Below are 23,354 nucleotides of genomic sequence, written 5' to 3'. Positions count from 1 at the left end.
TAATGAATAGTTACGAAAAATTCCACTTAAAAGAAGTCATTAATGCTTCTGGCAAGATGACCATTCTAGGTGTCTCCAAAGTTTCGGAGGCAGTCCTCGCGGCTCAACGATTCGGCGGCGAACATTTCTTTGAAATGAGTGAACTTAGTGTGCAAACAGGGGCCTTTTTAGCCGACTTGTTGAAGGTAGAAGATGCCCAAATCGTTTCCTCGGCTTCGGCGGGGATTGCCCAATCGGTGGCTGCCTTGATTGGAAAAGGCAGCTTGTACCACGCGTATCATCCCTATTCAGAAAAGATCGAACAGCGGGAGATTGTTTTACCTAAAGGGCACAACGTGGACTACGGCACGCCTGTAGAAGTTATGGTAGCGCAAGGCGGCGGCCAAGTGGTGGAAGCTGGCTACGCCAACATGTGCAGTCCAGAACACGTGGAAATGATGATTTCTGAAAAAACAGCGGCCATTCTATACATCAAAAGCCATCATACCGTGCAAAAAAGTATGCTGACGGTAGCCGAAGCGGCCAAAGTGGCGCAACGCCACAAGGTGCCGCTAATTGTTGACGCGGCAGCAGAAGAAGATCTTTTCAAATACACCGAAGCAGGTGCTGATTTGGTGATTTACAGCGGCGCCAAAGCCATTGAAGGGCCAAGTGCTGGTTTAGTGGTCGGGAAAAAAGAATACATTGACTGGGTGCGCCTACAAGGCAAAGGCATTGGTCGAGCAATGAAAATTGGCAAAGACAATATCCTAGGCTTTACGCAAGCAGTGGAAGAATACTTGGCGCATGGCAGTGAATCAGGGGCTTCGATGCAAGAGCGCTTAAAACCGTTTGTTGAAGCCATCAACAACCTGTCAGATTTAACCGCCAAAATTGTCCAAGATGGCGCTGGCCGAGACATTTATCGCGCCAGTGTCAAAGTGGACGGCAGAAAAACCGCCAAGGAAGTCATCCAAGCGTTAAAAGCAGAAAGTCCAGCCATTTATACGCGAGAATATCAAGCCAACAATGGCATCATTGAATTTGACATTCGTTCTGTCAATCAAGAAGAAATGAACAAAATCGTGCAACGATTACAAGAAATTATGGACACAAAGGAGAAATAAGCCATGTCATTAAAACCTAATTATTTAGAAGAACGCATTTGTTTAAACGTTTTAGCCAATTCAGTAGAAAATGCCCAAGCCTGTTATGAAGCAGCAGAAGGGCATGTTGTGTTAGGCGTCCTTTCAAAAAACTATGAAACCGATGAAGCAGCCATTGACGATATGAAAAAATACCAAGCAGCAACCAACAACGCTTTATCTGTCGGCTTAGGGGCTGGCGATCCTAATCAAAGTCAAATGGTGGCTCGCTTATCAGAAGTTCTACAACCGCAACACGTGAACCAAGTCTTCACAGGTGTCGGCGCTTCGCGGGCCTTACTTCGTCAAGACGAAACAGTGATTAATGGCTTGGTTTCACCCACAGGCAAAGTTGGCTATGTCAACATTGCGACAGGTCCGTTAAGCTCGGGTGCGCCAGCGGCGGAAGTGCCTATCGAAACCACCATCAAATTGTTGAAAGACATGGGGGGCAGTTCCATTAAATATTTCCCGATGAAAGGCTTGGCTCACAAAGAAGAATATCAAGCAGTAGCAGCAGCTTGTGCCAAGTATGACTTTTATTTAGAACCAACAGGGGGCATTGATTTAGAAAACTTTGAAGAAATTGTTCAAATTGCGGTGGATGCCGGCGTTAAAAAAATCATTCCTCATGTCTACAGCTCAATTATCGATCAAGAAACAGGGGACACTAGAACAGAAGACGTGAAAACGTTACTAACCATGATGAAAAAGACATTGAATAAGTAAAGGGCCAATCTTTAGTTGACTTTCTCCACCAGATTTGCTACTCTCAAGTGGAGAATAAATAAAAACCAACAAATGAATGTGGGGTATTTTGGTGAGTGTCGTAGGTATCTAATTGATAAGTTGAATAACCAGTGAACCAAGCAAGGTTTATTTGGTGTGCTTAGAAAGTGATACCTGTCAGTCATCTCAATTACTAAATACCTCCTTTAAAAGAGGTTTCTTTAGTAACCTTTATCCAATGATAAAGAGGACAGCGGTAGAACGCTGTCCTCTTTTTTCTGTAGAAACTGGTTTTTATTTAAAGGCGCCAGGTATTCTTTTCGTGATAGAAAGGAAGAAAAAACAAATGAATCATGAAACCATTCAAAAATTACAATTTACAACAATTCTTAAAGAAGTTCAAACACGTGCGATTGGCGAGTATAGTAAAGAACGGTTGGCGAAAATGGTCCCTGCAACACGTTTAGAAACAGTGCAGTCCCGCTTAACGGAAACAACCGAGGCCCGCTTAATTATTGATAGCGGACAACACGTCCCTTTCATGGGCTTGAGCCAAATTACCCGCTTGCTTCAACAAGTGAAAAAAGGCTTAATCCTTACACCAAACGAATTGATTGAGGTCGCTGACTTTTTAAGAAGTAGTCAGCGAATCCAGAAGTTTTTTGAAAAAAATCAATACCAAACACCACGCCTATTTAGTTACAGCCAGCACTTAGCTGATTTCAGAGCAATTGAAGAACAAATTTATACGAAAATCCATAATCAAAAAGTTGCCACCGATGCTTCTCGACAACTTCGGAAAATCCGGCGTCAAATCAATGAATGCCAACAAGAAATTGAAACAAAAGTCACCAAATTTTTACGTAATAAAAATAATCAACTGTATATTCAAGAAAATATGATGGTGAAAAAAGGGGAACATTACACGGTACCAATCAAAGCTAGCTATAAAAATAAGGTTTCAGGCACAATCATTGAGCAATCCAATAAAGGACAAACGGTCTTCATTGAACCTGTAGCAATTAGTAAATTAAATGAACAATTGACACTCTTAAAAGCGGAAGAAACAGCGGAAGAATATCAAATTTTGGCAGAACTAACAGGGTTAATCAATGAGCAAGAACGACTAGTCGATCAAGCCGTCGATACAATGACCACCTTAGATATTATTTTTGCACGAGGAAAGTATAGTCGCGAAATTGGTGGGATTACGCCAAAAGTAAACAAAGAAGAACGCTTGCGCATTGTTCAAGGAAAACACCCTCTTTTATTAGAACACGCAGTACCATTGACGTTTTCTTTAGGAGCAGAGTATCGAGGACTTGTCATTACAGGTGCCAATGCTGGTGGTAAAACGGTTGTCTTGAAAACAGTTGGCTTATTGACTGTCATGACACAATTTGGGTTGCAAATTCCAGCACAAGCAGGCACAGAGATTCCAGTATTAGATGAAATTTTTGTCGATATTGGTGATCAGCAAAATCTGGAAAATGCGTTAAGCACTTTTTCTGGGCACATGAAAAATATTGCGGAAATGTTGCGTAATGTTAAGCGACACACGCTTGTTTTATTAGATGAAATTGGCAGTGGTACCGAGCCGAACGAAGGAGCTGGCTTAGCGATTGCTATCATGGAAACGATGTATCAAAAGGGAGCCTTGGTAGTTGCAACGACCCATTATGGTGAAATTAAACGTTTTGCCCAAGAGCATGACGATTTTGTGCCCGCCGCAATGGCCTTCGATCGTGAAACATTAACGCCCAAATATCAATTGAAAATTGGTGAAGTTGGCGATAGTCAGGCGCTTTGGATTGCACGTAAAATGAAGATGGAGCCACAGCTCATTGAAAAGGCGGCTCATTATATTCAGCGGAAAGAATACCCTACTAATCGAAGTCTATTTAAACCCCTGAAAGCAAAAGAAACGACCTTTGCCACGTTTGTAGAAGAAACACACCGTTATCAAAAAGGTGATCGTGTCCTATTGACAGAAACACAACAAATTGGGTTGGTTTTTACAGATGAGGGTGAACAAGAAATCCAAGTATTTGTGAATGATAAAATTGAAAATGTACCACGAAGACGGTTGAAATTACAAGCGAAAGCACAAGATCTATATCCGCAAGACTATGATTTAGAAAGTTTATTTACAGATTTCCATGAACGAAAGAAACTCAAAGATATTGAACGCGGCTCAAAAAAAGCGCAGAAACAATTACGCAAAGAGGCCGAAAAAAGAGCAGCAAGACGCGATAAATAAGGAACTTAACAGAAGCAATACAACAACTTAACACTTTGTTTACTTGTTATTTATCAGAAATCAACTAAGACTTGTTATAGTCAATGTATGGGTAGATATGAAGGAGGAAACAAGGAAATGAAGAAAAGAGCTTTGCTAGGGGTTACCTTATTAACATTCACAACATTAGCGGGTTGTACAAATTTATCTGAACAGAAAAGCGGCGAAAAACAAACAGAGGTTGCTGAAGCGAAGGCAACTGAATCTGAAAAAGCATCAGTAAAAAATGTTATTTTTATGATTGGAGATGGCATGGGGAATCCGTATACAACGGGCTATCGCTATTTCAAAGCCAATCACTCAGACAAGCGTGTTCCCCAAACAGCTTTTGATACCTATTTGGTCGGACAGCAAGCCACTTATCCAGAAGATGAAGAAGAGAATGTCACCGATTCAGCTTCCGCAGCGACAGCGATGGCTGCCGGAGTGAAAACCTATAATAATGCTATTGCACTCGATAATGACAAGTCCAAAACAGAAACAGTGCTCGAACGTGCGAAAAAAGTGGGGAAATCAACGGGTCTTGTAGCAACATCTGAAATAACACATGCAACCCCTGCTGCATATGGCGCACATAATGTTTCACGCAAAAATATGGCAGAAATCGCCGATGACTATTTTGATGATCAAATCGACGGACAACACAAAGTCGATGTGTTACTTGGCGGCGGCTCCGAATTATTTGCCCGGAAAGATCGTGATTTAGTCAAAGAATTTTCCCAAGCGGGTTATGGTCATGTCACAGACAAAAAGTCGTTAAATGAGAACCAAGACGACAAAATTTTAGGCTTGTTTGCACCAGGCGGGCTACCTAAAATGATTGACCGAACGGAAGAAGTCCCTTCATTATCTGATATGACAGAAGCGGCTCTTCAACGGTTAGATAAAAATGAAAAAGGTTTCTTTTTAATGGTTGAAGGTAGTCAAATTGATTGGGCCGGGCATAGCAATGATATTGTTGGCGCGATGAGCGAAATGCAAGACTTCGAAGCGGCGTTTGAAAAGGCCATCGATTTTGCCAAAAAAGATGGTGAAACATTGGTGGTTACAACTGCAGATCATTCAACAGGTGGCTTGTCTTTAGGCAAAGGAGATCAATACAACTGGTTGACGGAGCCTTTACATGCGGCAAAACGCACGCCTGATTTCATGGCAGAAGAAATTATTAAAAATGGTAATGTGGAAAAAACAGTGACTGAGTATATTGATTTTCAATTAAGTGAGGCTGAATTGAAAGCAGTGAAAACAGCGGCGGAGTCAAAAGATGTTGAAAAAATCGCTCAGGCATTAAGAAAGATTTTTGATGAACGTTCGAATACTGGTTGGACTACTGGCGGACACACAGGAGAAGATGTAAATGTCTATGCTTATGGCCCACAAGCAGAAGCTTTTTCAGGACAAATTGATAATACAGACCAAGCGAAGATTATTTTTGGCTTAGTAGATGGCACCGGGCAAAAAGCTGAGATTAAAGATAAAGGTATTGGTAAATAACAAAATGAAGAAAAAGCAGAACGTATAGAAGTTCTGCTTTTTCTTCATTGAAGGCATAAAAATTTTATCTCTGTTATAATGAAGGTAACCAGATAAAAGTGAGGTCAAATAATGAAAAAAATGCATGTTGAAAGTGAATTTGCACCGTTGCGTTCAGTTGTTTTAGCACAATCGCAATTTTGTTTACCAGATAAATTTGATGAAGCGGATACGACTTTTTTAACAGAGGAAAATGCCCGTTTAACACAGAATAATGAAGGGCGTGATTTAGCAGACTTTGCACCAGAACAACAAGTGCGTTGGGAAAAAGAAAAAGAAGTCATGCAAGGAGTATTAGAATCTTATGGCGTAGAAGTATTTCGTCCACGTTTATTGACAACCTATGAAAAAGAACATGGCAAGGAATTGGGCGTAGGATATAGTAACTTCTTTTCACGAGACCCTTTTTTTACAATTGGCAATCTCTTAATAGAAGGAAACTTAAGATTTCAACACCGTCGACAAGAAATTTTACCAATTCGTCCGATTATTCAGCAGTGGACACAAGAAGCAGAAGGCTATTATTTTGCTGCGCCACAACCTGACATTTCTGAAGGGGCTTTAAGTGAAGCAGGTCCCTTTATTGAAGGCGGCGATGTTTTAGTTCTAGGAACAACAATTTTTGTGGGCTACTCTGGCTTGGCAAGTAACCTAGCAGGAATTCAGTGGTTAGCCAATATGATTGGTCATTTTGGTTATGAAGTGGTGCCGGTTCGGTTACATCCGCATATTCTCCACTTAGATTGTGCGTTGAGCTTGTTGAGAGAAGGCTTGATGATTGTTTGTGAAGAGGCCTTTTTGGATGGACTTCCTGCGCAATTAGCAAACTGGGAAAAAATTCACGTTACTTTGCAAGAAGCAGCGTATTTAGTGACAAATGGTCTACCGCTTAACGAAGAAACGTATATAACGGACCAATCGTTTACAACTTTAATTCCTCAAATAGAAGCAAAAGGTATCAAAGTTGAGGCAATTGATTACCATGTTTCTAGAATGTTAGGTGGTTCCTTCCGCTGTACAACGCAAGCTTTGATTAGAGAATAGTCAGCGAGTGATTATCAATTTTCGTAAGAAAAAATGTACGTTTTGTCTATGAAAACGATATAATTTTAGTTTTCACTATTTTTTTTAAAAATATTGAGGAAATTTCGATTTAATAAATGCGAGAAAACGTCAAAATGTTAGTGTTTGTTACTAATGTTTTGACGTTTTCTCGCTGTTTTTTTATAAAATTACTACTTTATATGTGAAAAAAAACAATATATTTTTTGAAAATTACGTTTTCAAAGACACAAAAAGTCGTTGGAACCTTGCTGTTATAGTAAATTCATTTTTTTTGCATGAGGTGTTTAAAATTTGAAATCACAAGCAGTCTTTTTTTCGCTATACTTAGTTTACGTTCTACTGAGATAGAAAAGTTTTTCACTTTTTTATTCATTAATTAACCAAGATATAAAGGAGAGAGTAAAATGAAGAAAAAAACATTGGTAACTTTATTTGCAGGAACGGCAATTTTAGGGGCAAGCATCGCTCCTGCAGCAGCACATGCAACAACGACTGGTACAACACCAGCAAACGTAGAAATGACGAGTGGTTCATTACCAGGTGGTAATGGTGATGGAGAAGATGGAAGTACCCAAGAACCAGAACCAGGTACGAATACTAACTTTGATTTGTTATATGTTCCAACAGAATTCAAATTTGCTTCGACAGAAGTTAGTTCTGATTTATCAGCGATTTCATTAGATGCAAATGGTACACAAACAAAACGTTATGCGGTCGGGGATGTTCGTGGAACACAAGCGGGTTGGTCAGTTACTGCAGGCGTTGCTGAAATGAAAAATGGTACTGCTACTTTAGAAGGTTCAATTACCTTTGCGCAAACAGGAGCAGTAGCTAAATACGATGAAACAGCAAAAACATACTCACGTGATGTGGCTGCCTTTGCAGCAGATCCAGGAAGTCCTGAATTTGCTGGAACAACTATTCCAGTAGGTGGAGCAGCTGTATCAATTGCTACAGCAGCAGTTGGTAAAGGTCAAGGTACATGGGATTCTGAATTATCAAATGTAAAATTAAACATTACAACACCTAGTTCACAAATTACAAATGGTGCGTATACAGGTAACGTAACTTGGACATTAGTGGCTGCGCCATAAAAAGTTACTAACGAGAATACTGCATTACTAGAAAAGGAGCTGCGCAGTGGTGCACGGCTCCTTTTCGATACATAGGAGGAACAAATAATGAAGACAATGCGCTGGCTAATCGTCACAGTTTTTATTTGTGTGATGGCATTAAGCATCCCTTCTGCTGTACAAGCAGAAGAAGCGGATGACAACATGAATACAAAATTTACAGTTAAACCCAATATTCCTGAGAATCAAGCGAAAAATACGCAATCCTACTACGATCTCATTGTAAAACCAGGACAGAAACAAGAAGTCGAATTATCTTTAATTAATAAAACAGATGAAGAATTGACGATTGATTTAAATTTGGCGAATGCTGTGACGAATGACAATGGTTTAATTGTGTACAATGATTTCGAGAAAAAACCAGATTCAAGTTTAAAAGTACCCTTGACAACATTAATTAAATTACCTGAGGAACATGTAAAAGTTCCCGCTAAGAAAACCGTAACAGCCAAAATGACTGTCGAAATTCCAGCGAATGGTTTCCAAGGATTAGTTTTGGGTGGTGTTTATGCTTCGCTTGCAGAAGATGAAAAGGAAGAAAAAGGAAAATCAACGGGTTTAACCAGTCGATATGGATTTAATGTAGCAATTGCTTTACGAATGTCAGAAGATACACCGATGTATCTAGCAGAGACTCTTCAATTAGTTAAATTAGTTCCGACCATTGCTTTAGGAAATAAATCGGTCCAAGCGGTTATTCAGAATCCGACATCCGCTATTTTTCCTGAAGTGCGTTTAGAAGGAAAAGTAACGAAAAAAGGCGAAACGAAAGAATATGCCAAACGGATTTTACCAAGTGTTCGTTTTGCGCCAAATTCGACGATGAACTTCCATTTAGATTTCGGGAAAGAAGATGTTCGTCCAGGAACCTATATTTTTGAAGGAAAAGCGGTCTTGAAAGAAGATGAACAACAAGTGTGGCCGTTTAAGCAAGAATTTACCATCAGTAGTCAAGAAGCCAAAAAATTAAATAAAGAAGCAGTAGTGAAATTGGTCCTACCGACTTGGTGGAATCAAGCTTTTTATGGCTTGTTAGCTGCAACAATTGTGAGTCTAATTCTAGCTATTTGCCGTTTTACGCAACAGAAAGCAACACTGAAACAACAAGCCTATTTACAACAAGAAAAACAGGCAGCTTTGAAAAATAGACAAGGAGCACGCTATGATGACAATGAAAAGTAAAGGGTCACTTCTGGTGACGTTGGGAATACTTTTAACCGTTGGCATTGCGAGTCTAATTGTTTCTTCTGAAAGTTTTGCAGAAGAAGTAGGGCAAACGAATATCGGTGTAACGTTCTATGGAGGGAAAGAGCCACTAAAAACGGAAGGTGTCATTAAGCCAATAGAGCAACCAGTCACTGATAAAGATAAAAAAACGTCACAACAACAAGACAAAGTGAGCAGAAAAACCACTGCTAAAACGAATCCGACTAATGCACAGACGTCATTACCAAGGACAGGTGAACGAAATAGCACGTGGCTTTACAGCCTTGGTATTGCCTGTTTACTCGTAGTACTAACAAGTTTCTATTATTTGAATAAAAAAAGGAAAAAGGAAAAATAATGTGCTGTTTTTATAAATAGAGTTAATGTAGAAGGAGGAATATAGATGGAGATTACGATGTGGATTTGGATTTGTGCTGGCTTGGCCGTCCTTTGTTTTGCTTTATTTTTACTGTTCTTAGTAAATAGCATGAATTTTGTACATCTGGCAAAGCCTAAGCAGTCTTTAGTAAAACAATCAATGTTTAGTTGGCTGCTTCTGGTGATGTGTGGTGGCTGGGTGGCGGTGGCTATTTTGCTGAATATCGCATTACAAACACAATTAACATAAAGAAAACCCGTTGTAAGTTTTTAAGAAACTTGCAACGGGTTTTTGTTAACTTTAAAATAAAGAACGGTACAATTTATCAAAAAAGTACAGTAGACATTTGTACCCAACTTAGATAGAAAATAAAGCGCTATCATTATATGATGATTACAGGAGGAGGACACAGCTGTGAATTATAAAATAAGTTATCTCCTTGACGAGTATGCAGGGCAAAAAATTGCGCTCTCTTTGGCTCAACAAATAACCGATCTTTCGCAACGAGAATTAGTGACACAACTTTCGACAATAGGCGGAGAAGTTCAACAGAATACCGTCAGCATTCCAAACCTTTCCGCAAATGAATGGGGAAAACAACTTTTTCAACAACGTCAAGTGATCTATAGCGAAACAGAAAGACAAGCACTTATTTTTTTGCTCACTTATTCAGAAATCGAAGAACTATCGGTGTATCATTATCAAAATTTTTTAGACGTTTCGAAAGGCACTATTTTAGCGGACATCAAAAAAGTACGACACCAACTAGCAACTGAAAACATTGCTTTATCCTACGAACGAAAACGAGGGTTTTACCTAGAAGGAGATGAATTTCGGATTCGTCGTTTCGGGAAAAATTGGCTTGCCCGCCTCTTACAACAAAAGTCGGGCACCTTTGCTTTATTTTGCTGGCTCAGTCAGCATCAAATGAGCCAATACGCAAAAATGCGTGACGGCATTCAATTAGCCGTCCAGGAAGCACAGCTTCAACTGGTACCCAGCAGATTAGATGAAATTAGTTACTTTCTTGCTTTTTCTCAAAAAAGATTAGGCAAATATAAAACAGTCGTCTGGCCTGAGAACCAGTTAATTCAGTCCTTACGCGCTTATCCCGTCAGTCGTCGTATTTTAAGTGATTTAGTTGGGCCAGTGGCGAATGTAGAAACTGAGAGTCTTTTTTTCACGATTTGTTTAATGACAGCCTTGCAAGGAGAATTGCGAGATACGAAGTTAGAGTTTTTATTAGATATTTCTGGTGAAATTATTCGGAAAATGGAATTATTGGCCGTCGTTCAATTTGAGCAGCCTCGTGAATTGCTCATGAATGTGTATTATCATCTGGTTCCTGCCTATTTTCGGATTAACTATGGCTTTTACTTGCCGAATGTTTTAATCAAGGATATTCGACAATCGTATCGGTCGCTTTATCATCTTTGTGAACAAGCGTTAGCTCCTTTAGAAAAATTAACGAAACGGTCAATCCCGTCAGAGGAAATCGGTTTTTTTACCATATTATTTGGTGGAGAAATTTTCGGCCAAAAAAATGAGCAGCGGCAAGAAAAGCTAAAAGCGCTAATTGTTTGTCCCAGTGGTATCAGTTCTTCGTTGATTTTGCAATCGGAATTGCGTCGGCTATTTCCAATGATTGAATTTAAAGAAACGAATGCGGTGAGGGAAATAGAGAATGTATCTGAAAAAAGCTATGACATCATTTTCTCAACGGTCCCTATTGAAACAGCCAAAAAGGTTTATCTTACCAAGCCCATTATGAGCTCTTTGGAGAAAAATCAATTGATGCACCAAGTTCAATCAGATTGGCTATTGCCAGGTATTTCCATGCCAGATGTTAAAGATATTTTAGATGCGTTAAAACCTTACATTTCCTTAAAAAAAGGAGTCACAGAAGCGCAGTTATATCGTGTCTTGCATCGTAAAATGAACAAAATTTTAGAAAAAGAGGAGGATCTGCGTCCAATGTTATCGGAATTATTAACAACAGAAACAGTCCAAGTCCTGCCTGAAGTTGCAGACTGGCGAGCGGGAATTACAGAAGCTGCCAAGCCGTTATTAAAAAATGGCAGTATTACGGAAAAGTACATTGATGCAATGATTCAAAAAGTCGAATCGTTTGGGCCATTTATCCATATCTGTCCAGACGTAGCATTGCCTCATGCGCGACCAGAAGATGGCGTTAATCAGTTAGGCATGTCATTACTAAAAATCCAAAAAAGTGTCGATTTATTAGAAGATCCTAAGCATGAAATTCACCTTTTTATTTGTTTAGCTGCTTCAGATAACGAAACACATTTACGGGCCTTATCTAGTCTGACAAAAATTCTATCAAAAAAAGAATCATTACATCGCTTAGTGGCGGCTGAAACCGTCCCAGAAATACTATCAATTATCCAAGAAGGAGAGAAATAAGATGAAGATTTTTACAGTTTGTCAAAGTGGTTTAGGAACAAGTTTTATGGTGCAAATGAATATCCAACAAATTTTAGAGGAAGTCGGTGTTGATACAGATAATTTTCAAATTGATCACACAGATGTCGGGAGTGCCAGTGGCGATATGGCTGATTACTTCTTTGTCGAAAAAACATTGCAAGATGCTTTAGGGTCAATTCCTGATGAAAAAATCATTCCTTTAAATGCGATTATTGATTACGATGAAACGAAGGAGAAAGTCTTGAAAGTTTTAGATGACAATGGCATTGCACATCAATAAGAAGGAGGAAAAACATGGAAACTTTATTGAATTTATTTGTTTCAATTGTTAGCCAGCCAGCGATTCTGGTTTCATTAATTGCTTTGTTGGGATTAGTTTTACAGAAAAAGAAATTTTCTGATGTTGTTCAAGGAACGTTGAAAACATTCGTCGGCTTTTTAGTTTTAATTGGTGGCGCAGGGCTATTAGCGAACTCGTTAACGCCCTTTGCGGAGATGTTCCAAACCGCGTTAAATACACAAGGCGTGGTGCCTAGTAATGAAGCAGTTGTAGCGATTGCCTTGCAACAATATGGGACACCAACTGCTCTGATTATGTTGGTGGGCATGGTTGTTAATATTCTGTTGGCGCGTTTTACACGTTTTAAATATATCTTTTTGACAGGTCAAGCGATGATGTACGTTTCGTGTTTGACAGCCGTTATTTTAGTGGGGGCCGGTTTTAGCGTTAGTTTGCCAATGATTCTTTTAGGTGGTTTATTTGAAGGAACTTTATTAACAGTGACACCTGCTCTTTGTCAGCCCTTTATGAAACAAATTACTGGAAATGATAAAGTAGCAATGGGGCATACAGGGAATATTGGTTATGCGGCAAGTGGCTTTATTGGAAAAGTCTTTGGGAATAAAGAAAAGTCAACGGAAGATATTAAAATTCCTAAAAGTTTTGGTTTTTTAAGAGACTCAACCATCTCAATTATGATTTTGATGTCGATTGTCTATGTGATTTTGGCTTTGCTGGCTGGGACAGGCTATGTCGAGCATGAGTTAAGCAATGGCGAAAATGCGATCATCTTTTCATTAATTCAAGCAGGAACCTTTACGGCTGGTTTCGTAGTGGTTTTACAGGGTGTGCGGATGGTTTTAGGAGAAATTGTGCCAGCTTTCCAAGGAATTGCTAAAAAATTAGTGCCTAATTCTAAACCAGCACTTGATGTTCCCATTATCTTTCCTTATGCGCCAAATGCTGTCTTGATTGGGTTCTTTGTGAGCTTTATTGTGGGAACTATTTCAATGTTAGCGATGGTTGGTCTGAATACCACCGTGATTATACCAGGCGTTGTCGGGCACTTTTTCTGTGGTGCCGCGGCAGGTGTTTTTGGAAATTCCACAGGGGGACGTCGGGGAGCGATTTTAGGGGCTGCGTTTAATGGCTTATTAATTAGTTGGTTACCGTTATTCATTTTACCAGTCTTGGGTGATTTACAGTTAGCATCCTCAACGTTTGCGGATACAGATTATTTAATCCCAGGCCTATTTTTAGGCAAATTAGGTGAGGCAGGTCCGAGTCTTTTAGTAGGAGGAATCATTGCTTTTGTAGTGGTTGTTCTTTTGGCTAGCGCTGTTTTGACTATGCGGGAGAAAAAAGTCGCCGAAGAAAACTAAGTGTTTTGTTCTAAAAAGGCAAGTGGGACAGAAGTCGTTTTGACTTCTGTCCCACTTGCCTTTTACCATTGTTCTTGGATAAATTGTGCAATTTGTTTCCGCGCTTGTCGTCCTTCTGGCAAGTATTGTTTCATTGCGAAAACGTGTTGCATGCCAGGCACCAATCGGCAAGTATCTTGTGGTCGTGGCCCTAATTGTTTTAAAAATTGGTGATAGGAAGGGCAAAAAACTTCATGTGTGCCGCCCACGAAAAAAAGTGGCGGAAATTTTTGATAATCAAAGGACAAGCAATTTAAAGAAAGCGTGGAGTGATTAGCTGTGTCGTCAATCTCGTGGGCAATTAATTGTAAATAGTTCATGCCAATCATTTTGTCCTTTTTTTGATAACTTTTGGCAACGGGAATGTCTAAATGTCCATCTAACCAAGGAGAAATTAAAACAGCAGCTTTGGGTAAGCGTTCAGGGAAATCGGTGGCTAAATTCTGCAATACGTTTAAAACCAATGTGCCACCAGCAGAATCACCTAATAAAATAACATCTTCGGGATCATAATGCTGTAAAATTTCTTGATAAGCAGCATAGCAATGATTATAAATATCAGCAAAAGACTTATTTGGTGCTAATGGATATACAGGGATAAAATAATCTGTTGCAAAAGAGAGATCTTCAATTAGTTTATAACTAAAGTCTAATTGGCTATAGGCGAGATTCAATGTAAAGCCCCCACCATGCAGGTACAGTACAGCTTTCTTGGTAGGTGCAATAACGGAGTTTGACATGCGATACATTGTAGGAAATTGAGTCATTTCTTGAAGAGGAAAAAGATGACGTAAATGTTTTGGCAAAGTTACTTGTTCATTTAATGATCGTTGCCAATGATAAAAAGCCTTGGTGACTTTCGGATTTCGTTCAAGGCGAGCAATTTGGGAAAGACGTAAAGAATCTTCAAAAAGACAGGCTTTTAAGGATTTTTGACGAGAACGTGTGTGAAACAAATATGCGCTAGCTAACAACAAACCAATCGATTTCTTTTTCAATTAAGGCCCTCCATTCAGCAAAAAGTAAATCATTTTTTCTACAGTATAACATTTTAAAAGTAGAACAACGAAATTTGTTGAAGGGATGAAAGGACGGTTTAAACGAATGTACGTATTTATTTGTGGTTGCGTAAAGTAAATGATTGTAGTAAATTAAATGAGATTAAGAGGTCCGGTGAATGGGCGCGTTCACGGCAAGGAGAGAAGTAGGATGACAAATAAAAAGGTTACAATTAAAGATGTTGCCAATGACTCAGGTGTCTCCATTACTACCGTTTCACAAATTTTAAACGGGAATGGGGCACGGTTTAGTGGGAAAACGGTCGAAAAAGTATTGGCTGCAAAAGAGCGATTAAACTATCAGCCCGACTATTTTGCGCAACGTATGGTGATGAAAAAAAGTAAGACGATTGGCGTAATCGTACCTGATATTACTAATCCATTTTTCGCGCAATTGATTCGAGGAATTGAAAGTGTTTTATACAAAGAAAATTTTATACTGATGTTATGCAATGCGGACCAAGACGTTACAAGAGAACATGAATATTTAACAGAGTTGATTCGTCGTAGTGTCGATGGCTTTGTGATTGCAAGTTCTGAAATTTCCAATCAAACGATTAATGAAACGCTACGTGCGAAAAAGATTCCGTTTATTGTACTTGACCAAAAAAAAGCAGAAGGCTTTAGCGATGCTGTTTTGACAGACGATTATAGAGGTGGGCAACTAGCAGCAAAACATTTACAAGAGCAACGACATAAACAGGTCGTCGTGGTAATGCCACCACATGCGCCAGTCAATATTCAGCAACGGTTAAAAGGTTTTTGTTCTGTTTATACGGAAAAGGTCCAGTTGATCGAAACAGAATTATCAAAAACCGGCGGCTACCAAGCTGTCCCCGAAATTTTAAAAACAGAGAGCACCGGAATTTTTGCTATCAATGATGAAATTGCTTTTGGTTTATATCGAGGATTAGCAGAAGCGGGCAAAAAAATTCCTGAGGATTATAGTATTATTGGTTATGACAATGTTGATATGTGCGAGTATGTTTCGCCGCCGCTAACAACAATTGCTCAACCTGTTTTTCAATTGGGGCAAACTACGGCGACTTTATTATTGGAAAGAATCCATCAGCCTGCAAAAGATTGGGAGGAGCAAACCTTGCCTGTCCAACTGATTGAACGATTTTCGACAGCACCCTTGAAATAGCTTTCAAGGTGTGCTATATTTTTGTTGTGGAATTAAAACGTTTTACTAAAACGTTTTAATTAGAATGAAAAAATAAATTTTATTGAGGTGGATGAAAATGAACGCGGTTACAATTATCGGAAGTATCAATTTAGACACAACATTAAGAGTCAAAGAAATGCCAAAACCAGGCGAAACAATTCACGCCATTGAACATTTTACAGCAGGTGGTGGTAAAGGAGCAAACCAAGCAGTTGCAGCGAAACGTTCAGGCGCAGAAACATATTTTATTGGTGCTGTGGGAAATGATGGCGCTGGAGCTATGATGACTGATTTAATGAGTCAAGATGAAATTAATTTAACTGGGGTCACCACTTTAGAAAAAACAGCTACTGGCCAAGCCTTTATTATGGTAGATAACGCTGGTGAAAATAGCATTATGATTTACGCAGGAGCCAATAACGCCTTTACGCCAAAACAAGTCCAGGAACATCAAGAAATTATTGAAAAAAGTGATTTTGTGATTGCCCAATTTGAAAGTGCGATTGATAGTACGATTGCAGCGTTTAAAATTGCTAAAAAAGCAGGCGTCAAAACGATTTTAAATCCCGCACCTGCGTTAGAAAAAGTTCCTGAAGAATTACTAAACGTGACAGATATGATTGTACCAAATGAAACAGAAACTGAAATTTTAACAGGCATTAAAATCACAGATGAAGCGAGTATGCGTAAAGCCGCAGAAGCACTTCATCAATTAGGGATTGAAGCAGTAATTATTACAGTAGGTAGTAAAGGCGCCTTTTATGACGTCAATGGACGAAGTGGTATTGTGCCTGCTTTTAAAGTGAAAGCGGTTGATACAACGGCTGCTGGCGATACTTTTATTGGCGCATTAAGTAGTATATTAGAAAAAGATTTTAGCAATTTGGAAGAAGCTATTCGCTATGGAAACAAGGCGTCCTCGTTGACTGTTCAACGTTTTGGAGCCCAACCTTCGATTCCTTATCAACACGAATTGGCAGACAAATAAAAAGGAGCGAGCGACATGAAAAAAACAAAAGTTATTAATTCTGATATTTCCCGCGTTATCGCACAAATGGGTCATTTTGATAAATTAAGTATTGGTGATGCAGGCATGCCAGTGCCTCGGACTACAGAAAAAATTGATTTAGCAGTTACCAATGGCGTCCCTAGTTTTATGGAAGTTTTAAACAATGTCCTTGAGGAATTGGCAGTTCAACGAATTTATTTAGCAGAAGAAATTAAAACAGAAAATCCTGACATGTTGACAGCAATTAAAACTCGTTTACCAGAAACTCCCATCAGTTTTATTCCTCATACAGAAATGAAACAAGAATTAAACAACTGCCATGCATTTATTCGGACGGGGGAAATGACTCCTTACGCAAATATTTTATTAGAAAGTAACGTTGTCTTTTAAACGAGAGAGGGGAAATAGAGATGAATGCGACTGCATTATTAATCGGTTTAGGACCGCTTCTAGGTTGGGGGCTTTTCCCAACAATCGCTTCCAAAATTGGTGGTCGTCCAGTGAATCAAATTCTCGGTACCAGTTTAGGAACATTAATTTTTGCCGCTATTTTTTCAATGATTAATGGTTTGGCTTTTCCAGCGGGCATGGATTTATTCTTTTCAATTTTATCTGGTGTCGGTTGGGCCTGTGCGCAAATCATTACATTTAAATGCTTCACGATGATTGGGTCATCACGTGCTATGCCAGTAACGACCGCGTTCCAACTTTTAGGTGCTTCTCTCTGGGGTGTCTTTTTCTTAGGAAACTGGCCAGGTGCGACAGCCAAATTGTTAGGCGCATTTGCCTTAGTGTTAATCATGATTGGTGCCAAAATGACGGTCTGGTCGGAAACGGAGTCCGCTGAGAGTGCTGGAATTATGAAAAAAGCAGTTCTTCTATTAGCCGTTGGTGAAATCGGCTATTGGGCGTACTCTGCAGCACCACAAGCGACGGCAATTGATGGCATGCATGCCTTTTTACCACAAGCAATAGGCATGGTAATTGTGGCAGTTATTTACTCAGCAGTTGTCACTATTAAGGGTGGGGAAACATCCCCATTTATAGAAGCTGTTTCTTACAAACAAATTTTTTCAGGCTTTTTCTTCGCCTTTGCAGCGTTAACTTATTTAATTTCAGCGCAGCCAGATATGAACGGCTTGGCAACTGGCTTTATTCTATCCCAAACATCAGTTGTGCTTGCAACGTTGACAGGTATTTGGTTCTTAGGTCAAAAGAAAACAGCCAAGGAAATGACCGTAACGATTATCGGCTTAGTTTTGATTTTGGCAGCAGCTACGATCACAGTGATGATTTAAAAAAGTATTCAACGACCTATTATTCAGGGCGTTGAATACTTTTTTTTATTTGTTCTAAAAATAATGCAGCAGCTGTGGAAAGAACCGTATTTTTGCGCCAAATTAAACTAATTTTGGCTGTTAAAGCAGGATATAGCGGGATAAAACGTAAATTTGTTTGCTTTGTTTCTAGAATACCATCAATGCTTAGGGCGCTACCTAGCCCAGCTTCTACCATCAGTGAAGCGTTGTAAAGTAAGTTGTAGGTCCCAACGATTCGGAACTGATCTAGACTTGCTTCGAGCCAATCAGAGAGTTGGCTCGGAACTTGTGCTTGTCGAGAAATAAATAAAGGTTCTTCTTTTAAATCGGCTGCAGTAATAACATTTTTAGTGGCTAAGGGATGGTCCTTTACAGTAATTAAGCCCCATGTATCTACAACTGGTAATGTTAAATAGCTATATTTTTGTTTAGGTGCAGGCTCAATAATTAAACCAAAATCTAATAATCCTTTGTCTAGCCGTTCTATTACATCATCTGCATTCCCACTGTATAAATGAAGGTGAATATCAGCTGAGTGCTGGCTTGTTATTTGTTGTAGTGCATTCGCTAAAAAAGACATAGCTTTTGTTTCGCCGCCACCAATCGTGATTTCGCCATTAATGAATTCATTTTGCGACAAGTTGGTGACTGTTTTATTCGCTAAGCTTAAAATATCTTGCCCTTGTTTAGCTAAATATTCTCCTTCAGGTGTTAATTGTATTTGTCGATTTCCTCGTATAAATAATGTCACGCCTAATTCTTCCTCTAATTCTTTTAATTGCTTAGATAATGTTGGTTGTGATACATGCAATTGTTTGGCTGCGCCACTAATCGTTTTTTCTTGGACCACTGCTAAGAAATAGTGAATCACTCGTAATTCCATTACTTTCCCTCCTATAACTAAAACGCATACTTATCTATTTATTATAAGTATTAGACAGAGGAGTTGTCACGTATTACGATAAATTTAGCAAAAGGAGGCGATTAGGAATGCTTACAAAAAATCTCCAAGAACTAATTGCAACAGGTAGCATTGATAAAGATGAACCACTATTTCAACTTATTCATCAGATTCAAGAGGAAAATAGTCGCTATTTAATAGAATTAAATCAACAAGCCTATACACATAATGAAGTAAGGAATCTTCTTGCCATGATTATCCAAGACAAAATTGACGAAACCGTTACGATTTTATTGCCTTTTTATACAGATTTTGGACGCAATATACATTTTGGTAAAAATATTTTTATTAATCGGGCAGCTATGTTTGTTGATTTAGGGGGCATTATAATTGAAGACAATGTTTTAATTGGTCCGCGCGTTAATCTCTTAAGTGTCAATCATCCGGAACTGCCAATGAAACGGCGAGGCGTATTGCTAGCACCAATTACCATTAAAAAATTTGCGTGGTTAGGCGCGGGTGTTACTGTTTTACCAGGTATTACGATTGGTGAAAATGCTATCGTAGCAGCTAATGCGACTGTAACTAAAGATGTGCCAGCTAACGCTATTGTTGCAGGAACACCAGCTAAAATTATTCGTTGGATTCAGGAAGATAAGGAGGAAATATAATGAAATCATTATCAGAAAAAGTTATTGTTATCATGGGCGCTTCCAGTGGAATCGGTGAGGCAACAGCCCGTTTACTTGCCAGAAAAGGAGCGAAGTTAGTCATTGCAGCACGTCGACAAGAACGTTTAATTGCTATAAAAAAAGAACTTCCTGAAGCAACGATTCTCGTGCAACAAGCAGATGTAACGAAAGAAGAGGAAGTTCAGCGTGTAATCAAGCTTACAATGGAAAAATATGGACGAATTGATGTTCTTTTTAACAATGCAGGAGTTATGCCAACGGCGCCTCTTATTGAAGCACCAAAAGGAGAATGGCGTCAAATGCTAGATATTAATATTATGGGTGTTTTAAATGGCATTGCGGCAGTTCTTCCAATTATGGTTGAACAAAAATCAGGGCAGATTATTACTACTGATTCTGTGGCAGGACATGTCGTTTATCCAGATTCGGCTGTCTACTGTGGAACAAAGTTTGCTGTTCGAGCAATTATGGAAGGATTGCGACAAGAACAAAGAGAGAATAACATTAAATCAACGATTATTTCACCAGGTGCTGTACAAACAGAACTTTATCAAACAATTTCTAATCGAGTAGTAGCTGAAACGTTACATCTAGAACAGTTAAGTTGGGGCTTAAAGGCGGAAGACATTGCGCAAGCGGTGGTCTTTGCCATAGACACGCCAGATCGTATGTCAATCAGTGAAATGGTTGTTCGCCCGACCACACAAACGATTTAATTTAAAAAGTATTCCTAGAAAGGAATACTTTTTTTGAATCGTGATTGTTCGTTTTTTACAGAATTTAGAATTTGATATTTACTTATTTGTTGGTTTATTATATGATTAAACACGTTGTTTCATTAATAAATTGAATATTTTACGAACATTGTAGGATGTTTAGATTTTAGGAGGACGGAACATGAAAGAAAAGATAAGTTCATATTTTGAACTTGAACAATTGAATACGAATATGAAACGAGAAATGTTAGCTGGTTTCACCACATTTATCTCAATGGCGTATATTTTGTTCGTTAATCCAACCGTACTTGGTGCTTCTGGCATGGACGAAGGCGCTGTTTTTACTGCCACCGCTTTAGCGAGTGCCTTAGGTTGTATTTTAATGGGTGTGTTGGCGAAATATCCGATTGCGACAGCACCAGCTTTAGGAATTAATGCATTCTTTGCTTATTCAGTCTCTGTTGGTATGGGGATTCCTTGGCAAACGACATTAGCAGGCGTTTTTGTGGCTTCATTGATATTTATTTTAATTACAATTTTTAAATTACGCGAGCTAATTATTGATGCAATTCCTGCAGACTTGAAATTTGCCATTTCAGGTGGGATCGGGTTGTTTATTGCTTTTCTTGGTTTAAGCCAAGGTGGCTTAATTGTGGCTAATGATGCGACACTTGTTGGCTTAGGACCTTTGAATGTTGGTTCAACGTGGGTTACCATTGTCGGCTTAGTCGTAACTGCAATTTTGTTAGTTCGTCGAGTACCGGGTGGTATTTTTATTGGGATGGCGATTTCAACGATTGTTGGTTTAGCGACAGGCGTTATTCCAATGCCTGATAAGATTATTTCAAGCGCGCCAAGTTTAGAACCAACATTTTTAGTGGCGTTAGGACATGTGAAAGATATCAATACGATTCAAATGTGGGTCGTGGTTTTAACGTTCCTATTAGTAACATTCTTTGATACGGCTGGTACGTTGGTGGGCTTAGCCAATCAAGCAGGTTTTATGAAGGACAATAAAATGCCGCGTGTGGGGAAAGCTTTAGCCGCTGATTCAACAGCGATGTTAGCTGGTTCTCTATTAGGGACATCGCCAGTTGGCGCATATGTCGAATCATCTGCGGGGATTGCTGTGGGTGGTCGTTCAGGAATCACAGCTATTACAACCGGGATTTTATTTATTTTCAGTTTGCTATTTTCTCCTTTGTTAGCAGTTGTCACTTCGCAAGTTACAGCACCAGCGTTGATTATTGTTGGTGTTTTGATGGCACAATCCTTAAGCAAAATTAAATGGAACGAGATGGAAATTGCGATTCCTTCCTTCTTAATCTTGTTAGGAATGCCATTGACATACAGCATTTCAGATGGGATTGCCTTAGGCTTTATCTTCTATCCAATTACAATGATTGCGGCAAAACGTGGGAAAGAAGTTTCGCCAATTATGTATGGCTTGTTCTTTGTTTTTGTCGGATTCATGTGGATCCTGAATGCGCAATAAGCAAGAGAGAAAGTTATCAAATAGTTGATTCATAAGACAATGAACTTATGAATCAACTATTTTTTTTCGACTAAGCACTAGAAAAACGCCCCTTATTTGATGTATAATTTGCAAAGACATTGACCTGTGAAGATACAGGAACAGAGAGGAATTAATTGAGTGAAGTATACAGAAATTATGGTTCGCTATGGCGAATTATCAACTAAAGGAAAAAATCGTAAAACGTTTATCATGCAGTTAGCACAAAATGTGAAACGTGCGTTAGCTGATTTTCCAGCATTGAAAATCCATGCAGATCGAGATAGAATGCATATTTTATTAAATGGGGAAGATAGTGAAGAAGTGATTCCAAAACTAAGTAAAGTGTTTGGAATTCAAAATTTTTCGCCAAGTATTCGTATTGAAAAAGAAATGCCAGCGATTCGTGCAATGGTTCAAGAGGTTGTTCGGGAAGTTTATACGCCAGGTAAGACGTTTAAAATTACTGCTAAACGTTCGGACCATTCATTTGAACTTGATTCAAATGGCTTGAATCAAGAATTAGGTGGGGCTGTTATTGAAGCCATTCCGGAAATTCAAGTACAAATGAAAAAGCCTGATATCAACTTAAGAATTGAAATTCGTAAAGATGCGGCGTATTTATCTTATGAAACGATTCGCGGTGCGGGTGGATTGCCAGTGGGCACCAGTGGTCGTGGTATGTTGATGTTGTCAGGAGGCATTGATTCACCAGTTGCTGGTTATTTAGCTATGAAACGTGGCGTGGAAGTGGAAGCTGTCCATTTTGCTAGTCCGCCTTATACAAGTGAACAAGCGTTACAAAAGGCTAAAGATTTAGCTGAAAAATTAGTCCCTTATGTAGGAACTATTCAATTTATTGAAGTGCCCTTTACAGAAATTCAAGAAGAAATAAAACGAGTTGTTCCCCAAGGCTACTTAATGACCATTACACGACGTTTAATGTTACGCTTAACAGATGCAATTCGTGAAATGCGGAAAGGTTTAGTCATTATTAACGGTGAATCGTTAGGACAAGTGGCTTCGCAAACACTTCAAAGTATGGTAGCAATTAATGAGGTTACCTCAACACCGATAATTCGACCTGTTGTTTCAATGGATAAGACAGAAATTATCGAAATTGCCGAAAAAATTGACACGTTTGAATTAGCCATCCAACCCTTCGAAGATTGTTGTACAATTTTTGCGCCACCGCAACCGAAAACACGACCTCGCTTGGATAAAGCGCAAGATTATGAAGCGCGCTTAGACTTGGAAGGTTTAATGGCTCGGGCCTTAGAAGGACTCAAAATTACAGAGATTTCAGCAGAAACAGCGAAAGATAAACAAGAAGACGAATTTGCAGATTTCCTATAAGAAATAAA

The 23,354-nt window shown here is 39.1% G+C and carries 22 protein-coding genes; 20 read left to right on the top strand and 2 right to left on the bottom strand.

Translation table 11 applies throughout. The features are described 5' to 3' along the window. Positions 1-2 precede the first annotated feature (2 nt). From IGL56_RS11325 to IGL56_RS11270, 12 genes are all read left to right on the top strand, one after another. Positions 3-1,106 carry a DgaE family pyridoxal phosphate-dependent ammonia lyase gene (locus IGL56_RS11325; RefSeq protein WP_002370039.1) on the top strand — a complete coding sequence of 368 codons (1,104 nt, stop codon included), beginning with the start codon at positions 3-5 and terminating at the stop codon, positions 1,104-1,106. 3 nt (positions 1,107-1,109) lie between these two features. Beyond that, positions 1,110-1,853: a 2-dehydro-3-deoxy-phosphogluconate aldolase gene (gene dagF, locus IGL56_RS11320; protein ID WP_010774012.1), complete on the top strand. Its 744-nt coding sequence runs from the start codon at positions 1,110-1,112 to the stop codon at positions 1,851-1,853. A gap of 346 nt (positions 1,854-2,199) precedes the next feature. Continuing rightward, entirely contained in the window at positions 2,200-4,113 is a 1,914-nt protein-coding gene (locus IGL56_RS11315; protein WP_002355085.1) for an endonuclease MutS2, read from the top strand. Between the two features lie 87 nt (positions 4,114-4,200). Then, complete coding sequence (locus IGL56_RS11310; protein ID WP_430599778.1) at positions 4,201-5,646, top strand: alkaline phosphatase; 1,446 nt, start codon at positions 4,201-4,203, stop codon at positions 5,644-5,646. Between the two features lie 111 nt (positions 5,647-5,757). Then, entirely contained in the window at positions 5,758-6,729 is a 972-nt protein-coding gene (locus IGL56_RS11305) for a dimethylarginine dimethylaminohydrolase family protein (protein ID WP_002367340.1), read from the top strand. 425 nt (positions 6,730-7,154) lie between these two features. Then, entirely contained in the window at positions 7,155-7,844 is a 690-nt protein-coding gene (locus IGL56_RS11300; protein ID WP_002355089.1) for a WxL domain-containing protein, read from the top strand. A gap of 87 nt (positions 7,845-7,931) precedes the next feature. Continuing rightward, positions 7,932-9,065 (top strand): DUF916 and DUF3324 domain-containing protein, encoded by a 1,134-nt coding sequence (locus tag IGL56_RS11295; RefSeq protein ID WP_002392524.1) that lies wholly within the window; start codon positions 7,932-7,934, stop codon positions 9,063-9,065. Further along, entirely contained in the window at positions 9,046-9,447 is a 402-nt protein-coding gene (locus IGL56_RS11290; protein ID WP_002355092.1) for an LPXTG cell wall anchor domain-containing protein, read from the top strand. Before IGL56_RS11295 ends, IGL56_RS11290 begins: the two co-directional genes overlap by 20 nt. 45 nt (positions 9,448-9,492) lie before the next feature. After that, positions 9,493-9,717, top strand: coding sequence for a hypothetical protein (locus IGL56_RS11285; protein ID WP_002355093.1), 225 nt, complete (start codon positions 9,493-9,495; stop codon positions 9,715-9,717). 165 nt (positions 9,718-9,882) lie between these two features. After that, entirely contained in the window at positions 9,883-11,892 is a 2,010-nt protein-coding gene (locus IGL56_RS11280) for a BglG family transcription antiterminator (protein WP_002394059.1), read from the top strand. A 1-nt stretch (position 11,893) separates the two neighbouring features. Then, positions 11,894-12,193, top strand: a complete 300-nt coding sequence (locus IGL56_RS11275) for a PTS sugar transporter subunit IIB (protein WP_002355095.1) — start codon at positions 11,894-11,896, stop codon at positions 12,191-12,193. A gap of 14 nt (positions 12,194-12,207) precedes the next feature. Next, positions 12,208-13,575: a PTS ascorbate transporter subunit IIC gene (locus tag IGL56_RS11270; RefSeq protein WP_002355097.1), complete on the top strand. Its 1,368-nt coding sequence runs from the start codon at positions 12,208-12,210 to the stop codon at positions 13,573-13,575. 62 nt (positions 13,576-13,637) lie between these two features. On the opposite strand, the gene IGL56_RS11265 is transcribed toward IGL56_RS11270, so the two are convergent. Then, positions 13,638-14,612 carry an alpha/beta hydrolase gene (locus tag IGL56_RS11265; protein ID WP_002370033.1) on the bottom strand — a complete coding sequence of 325 codons (975 nt, stop codon included), beginning with the start codon at positions 14,610-14,612 and terminating at the stop codon, positions 13,638-13,640. Between the two features lie 211 nt (positions 14,613-14,823). Here IGL56_RS11265 and rbsR point away from each other — a divergent pair, with 211 nt between their 5' ends. The 4 genes from rbsR to rbsU all read left to right on the top strand — a co-directional run bounded on the left by rbsR (position 14,824) and on the right by rbsU (position 18,147). Next, the gene (gene rbsR, locus IGL56_RS11260) at positions 14,824-15,819 is read left to right on the top strand and encodes a ribose utilization transcriptional repressor RbsR (RefSeq protein WP_002370032.1); all 996 of its coding nucleotides are present in this window, start codon (positions 14,824-14,826) and stop codon (positions 15,817-15,819) included. A gap of 91 nt (positions 15,820-15,910) precedes the next feature. After that, entirely contained in the window at positions 15,911-16,828 is a 918-nt protein-coding gene (gene rbsK, locus IGL56_RS11255; RefSeq protein WP_171844219.1) for a ribokinase, read from the top strand. Between the two features lie 15 nt (positions 16,829-16,843). Then, positions 16,844-17,239: a D-ribose pyranase gene (rbsD, locus tag IGL56_RS11250; protein WP_002355102.1), complete on the top strand. Its 396-nt coding sequence runs from the start codon at positions 16,844-16,846 to the stop codon at positions 17,237-17,239. A gap of 20 nt (positions 17,240-17,259) precedes the next feature. Next, positions 17,260-18,147, top strand: a complete 888-nt coding sequence (rbsU, locus tag IGL56_RS11245; RefSeq protein ID WP_002355103.1) for a ribose/proton symporter RbsU — start codon at positions 17,260-17,262, stop codon at positions 18,145-18,147. A 19-nt stretch (positions 18,148-18,166) separates the two neighbouring features. Here the strand turns inward: rbsU and IGL56_RS11240 are convergent, their stop codons facing one another. Then, complete coding sequence (locus tag IGL56_RS11240) at positions 18,167-19,051, bottom strand: LysR family transcriptional regulator (protein WP_002370030.1); 885 nt, start codon at positions 19,049-19,051, stop codon at positions 18,167-18,169. 107 nt (positions 19,052-19,158) lie between these two features. Between IGL56_RS11240 and IGL56_RS11235 the strand changes: the two genes are divergently transcribed. The 4 genes from IGL56_RS11235 (at position 19,159) to thiI (ending at position 23,346) form a co-directional block, all read left to right on the top strand. Further along, entirely contained in the window at positions 19,159-19,740 is a 582-nt protein-coding gene (locus IGL56_RS11235) for a DapH/DapD/GlmU-related protein (protein WP_065813716.1), read from the top strand. Continuing rightward, positions 19,740-20,477 (top strand): SDR family oxidoreductase, encoded by a 738-nt coding sequence (locus tag IGL56_RS11230; protein WP_002355106.1) that lies wholly within the window; start codon positions 19,740-19,742, stop codon positions 20,475-20,477. The genes IGL56_RS11235 and IGL56_RS11230 overlap by 1 nt, the downstream gene beginning before the upstream one ends. Positions 20,478-20,658: 181 nt before the next feature. Continuing rightward, on the top strand, positions 20,659-21,972 hold the full coding sequence (locus IGL56_RS11225) for an NCS2 family permease (protein ID WP_002355107.1): 1,314 nt from the start codon (positions 20,659-20,661) through the stop codon (positions 21,970-21,972). 159 nt (positions 21,973-22,131) lie between these two features. Beyond that, positions 22,132-23,346 carry a tRNA uracil 4-sulfurtransferase ThiI gene (gene thiI / locus IGL56_RS11220; protein WP_002359156.1) on the top strand — a complete coding sequence of 405 codons (1,215 nt, stop codon included), beginning with the start codon at positions 22,132-22,134 and terminating at the stop codon, positions 23,344-23,346. The last annotated feature ends 8 nt before the right edge of the window (positions 23,347-23,354 follow it).

The sequence above is a fragment of the Enterococcus sp. DIV1316a genome, assembly GCF_050536915.1.
Classification (GTDB): Bacteria; Bacillota; Bacilli; order Lactobacillales; family Enterococcaceae; genus Enterococcus; species Enterococcus faecalis.
This window is presented reverse-complemented; position numbering and strand designations above follow the sequence as displayed.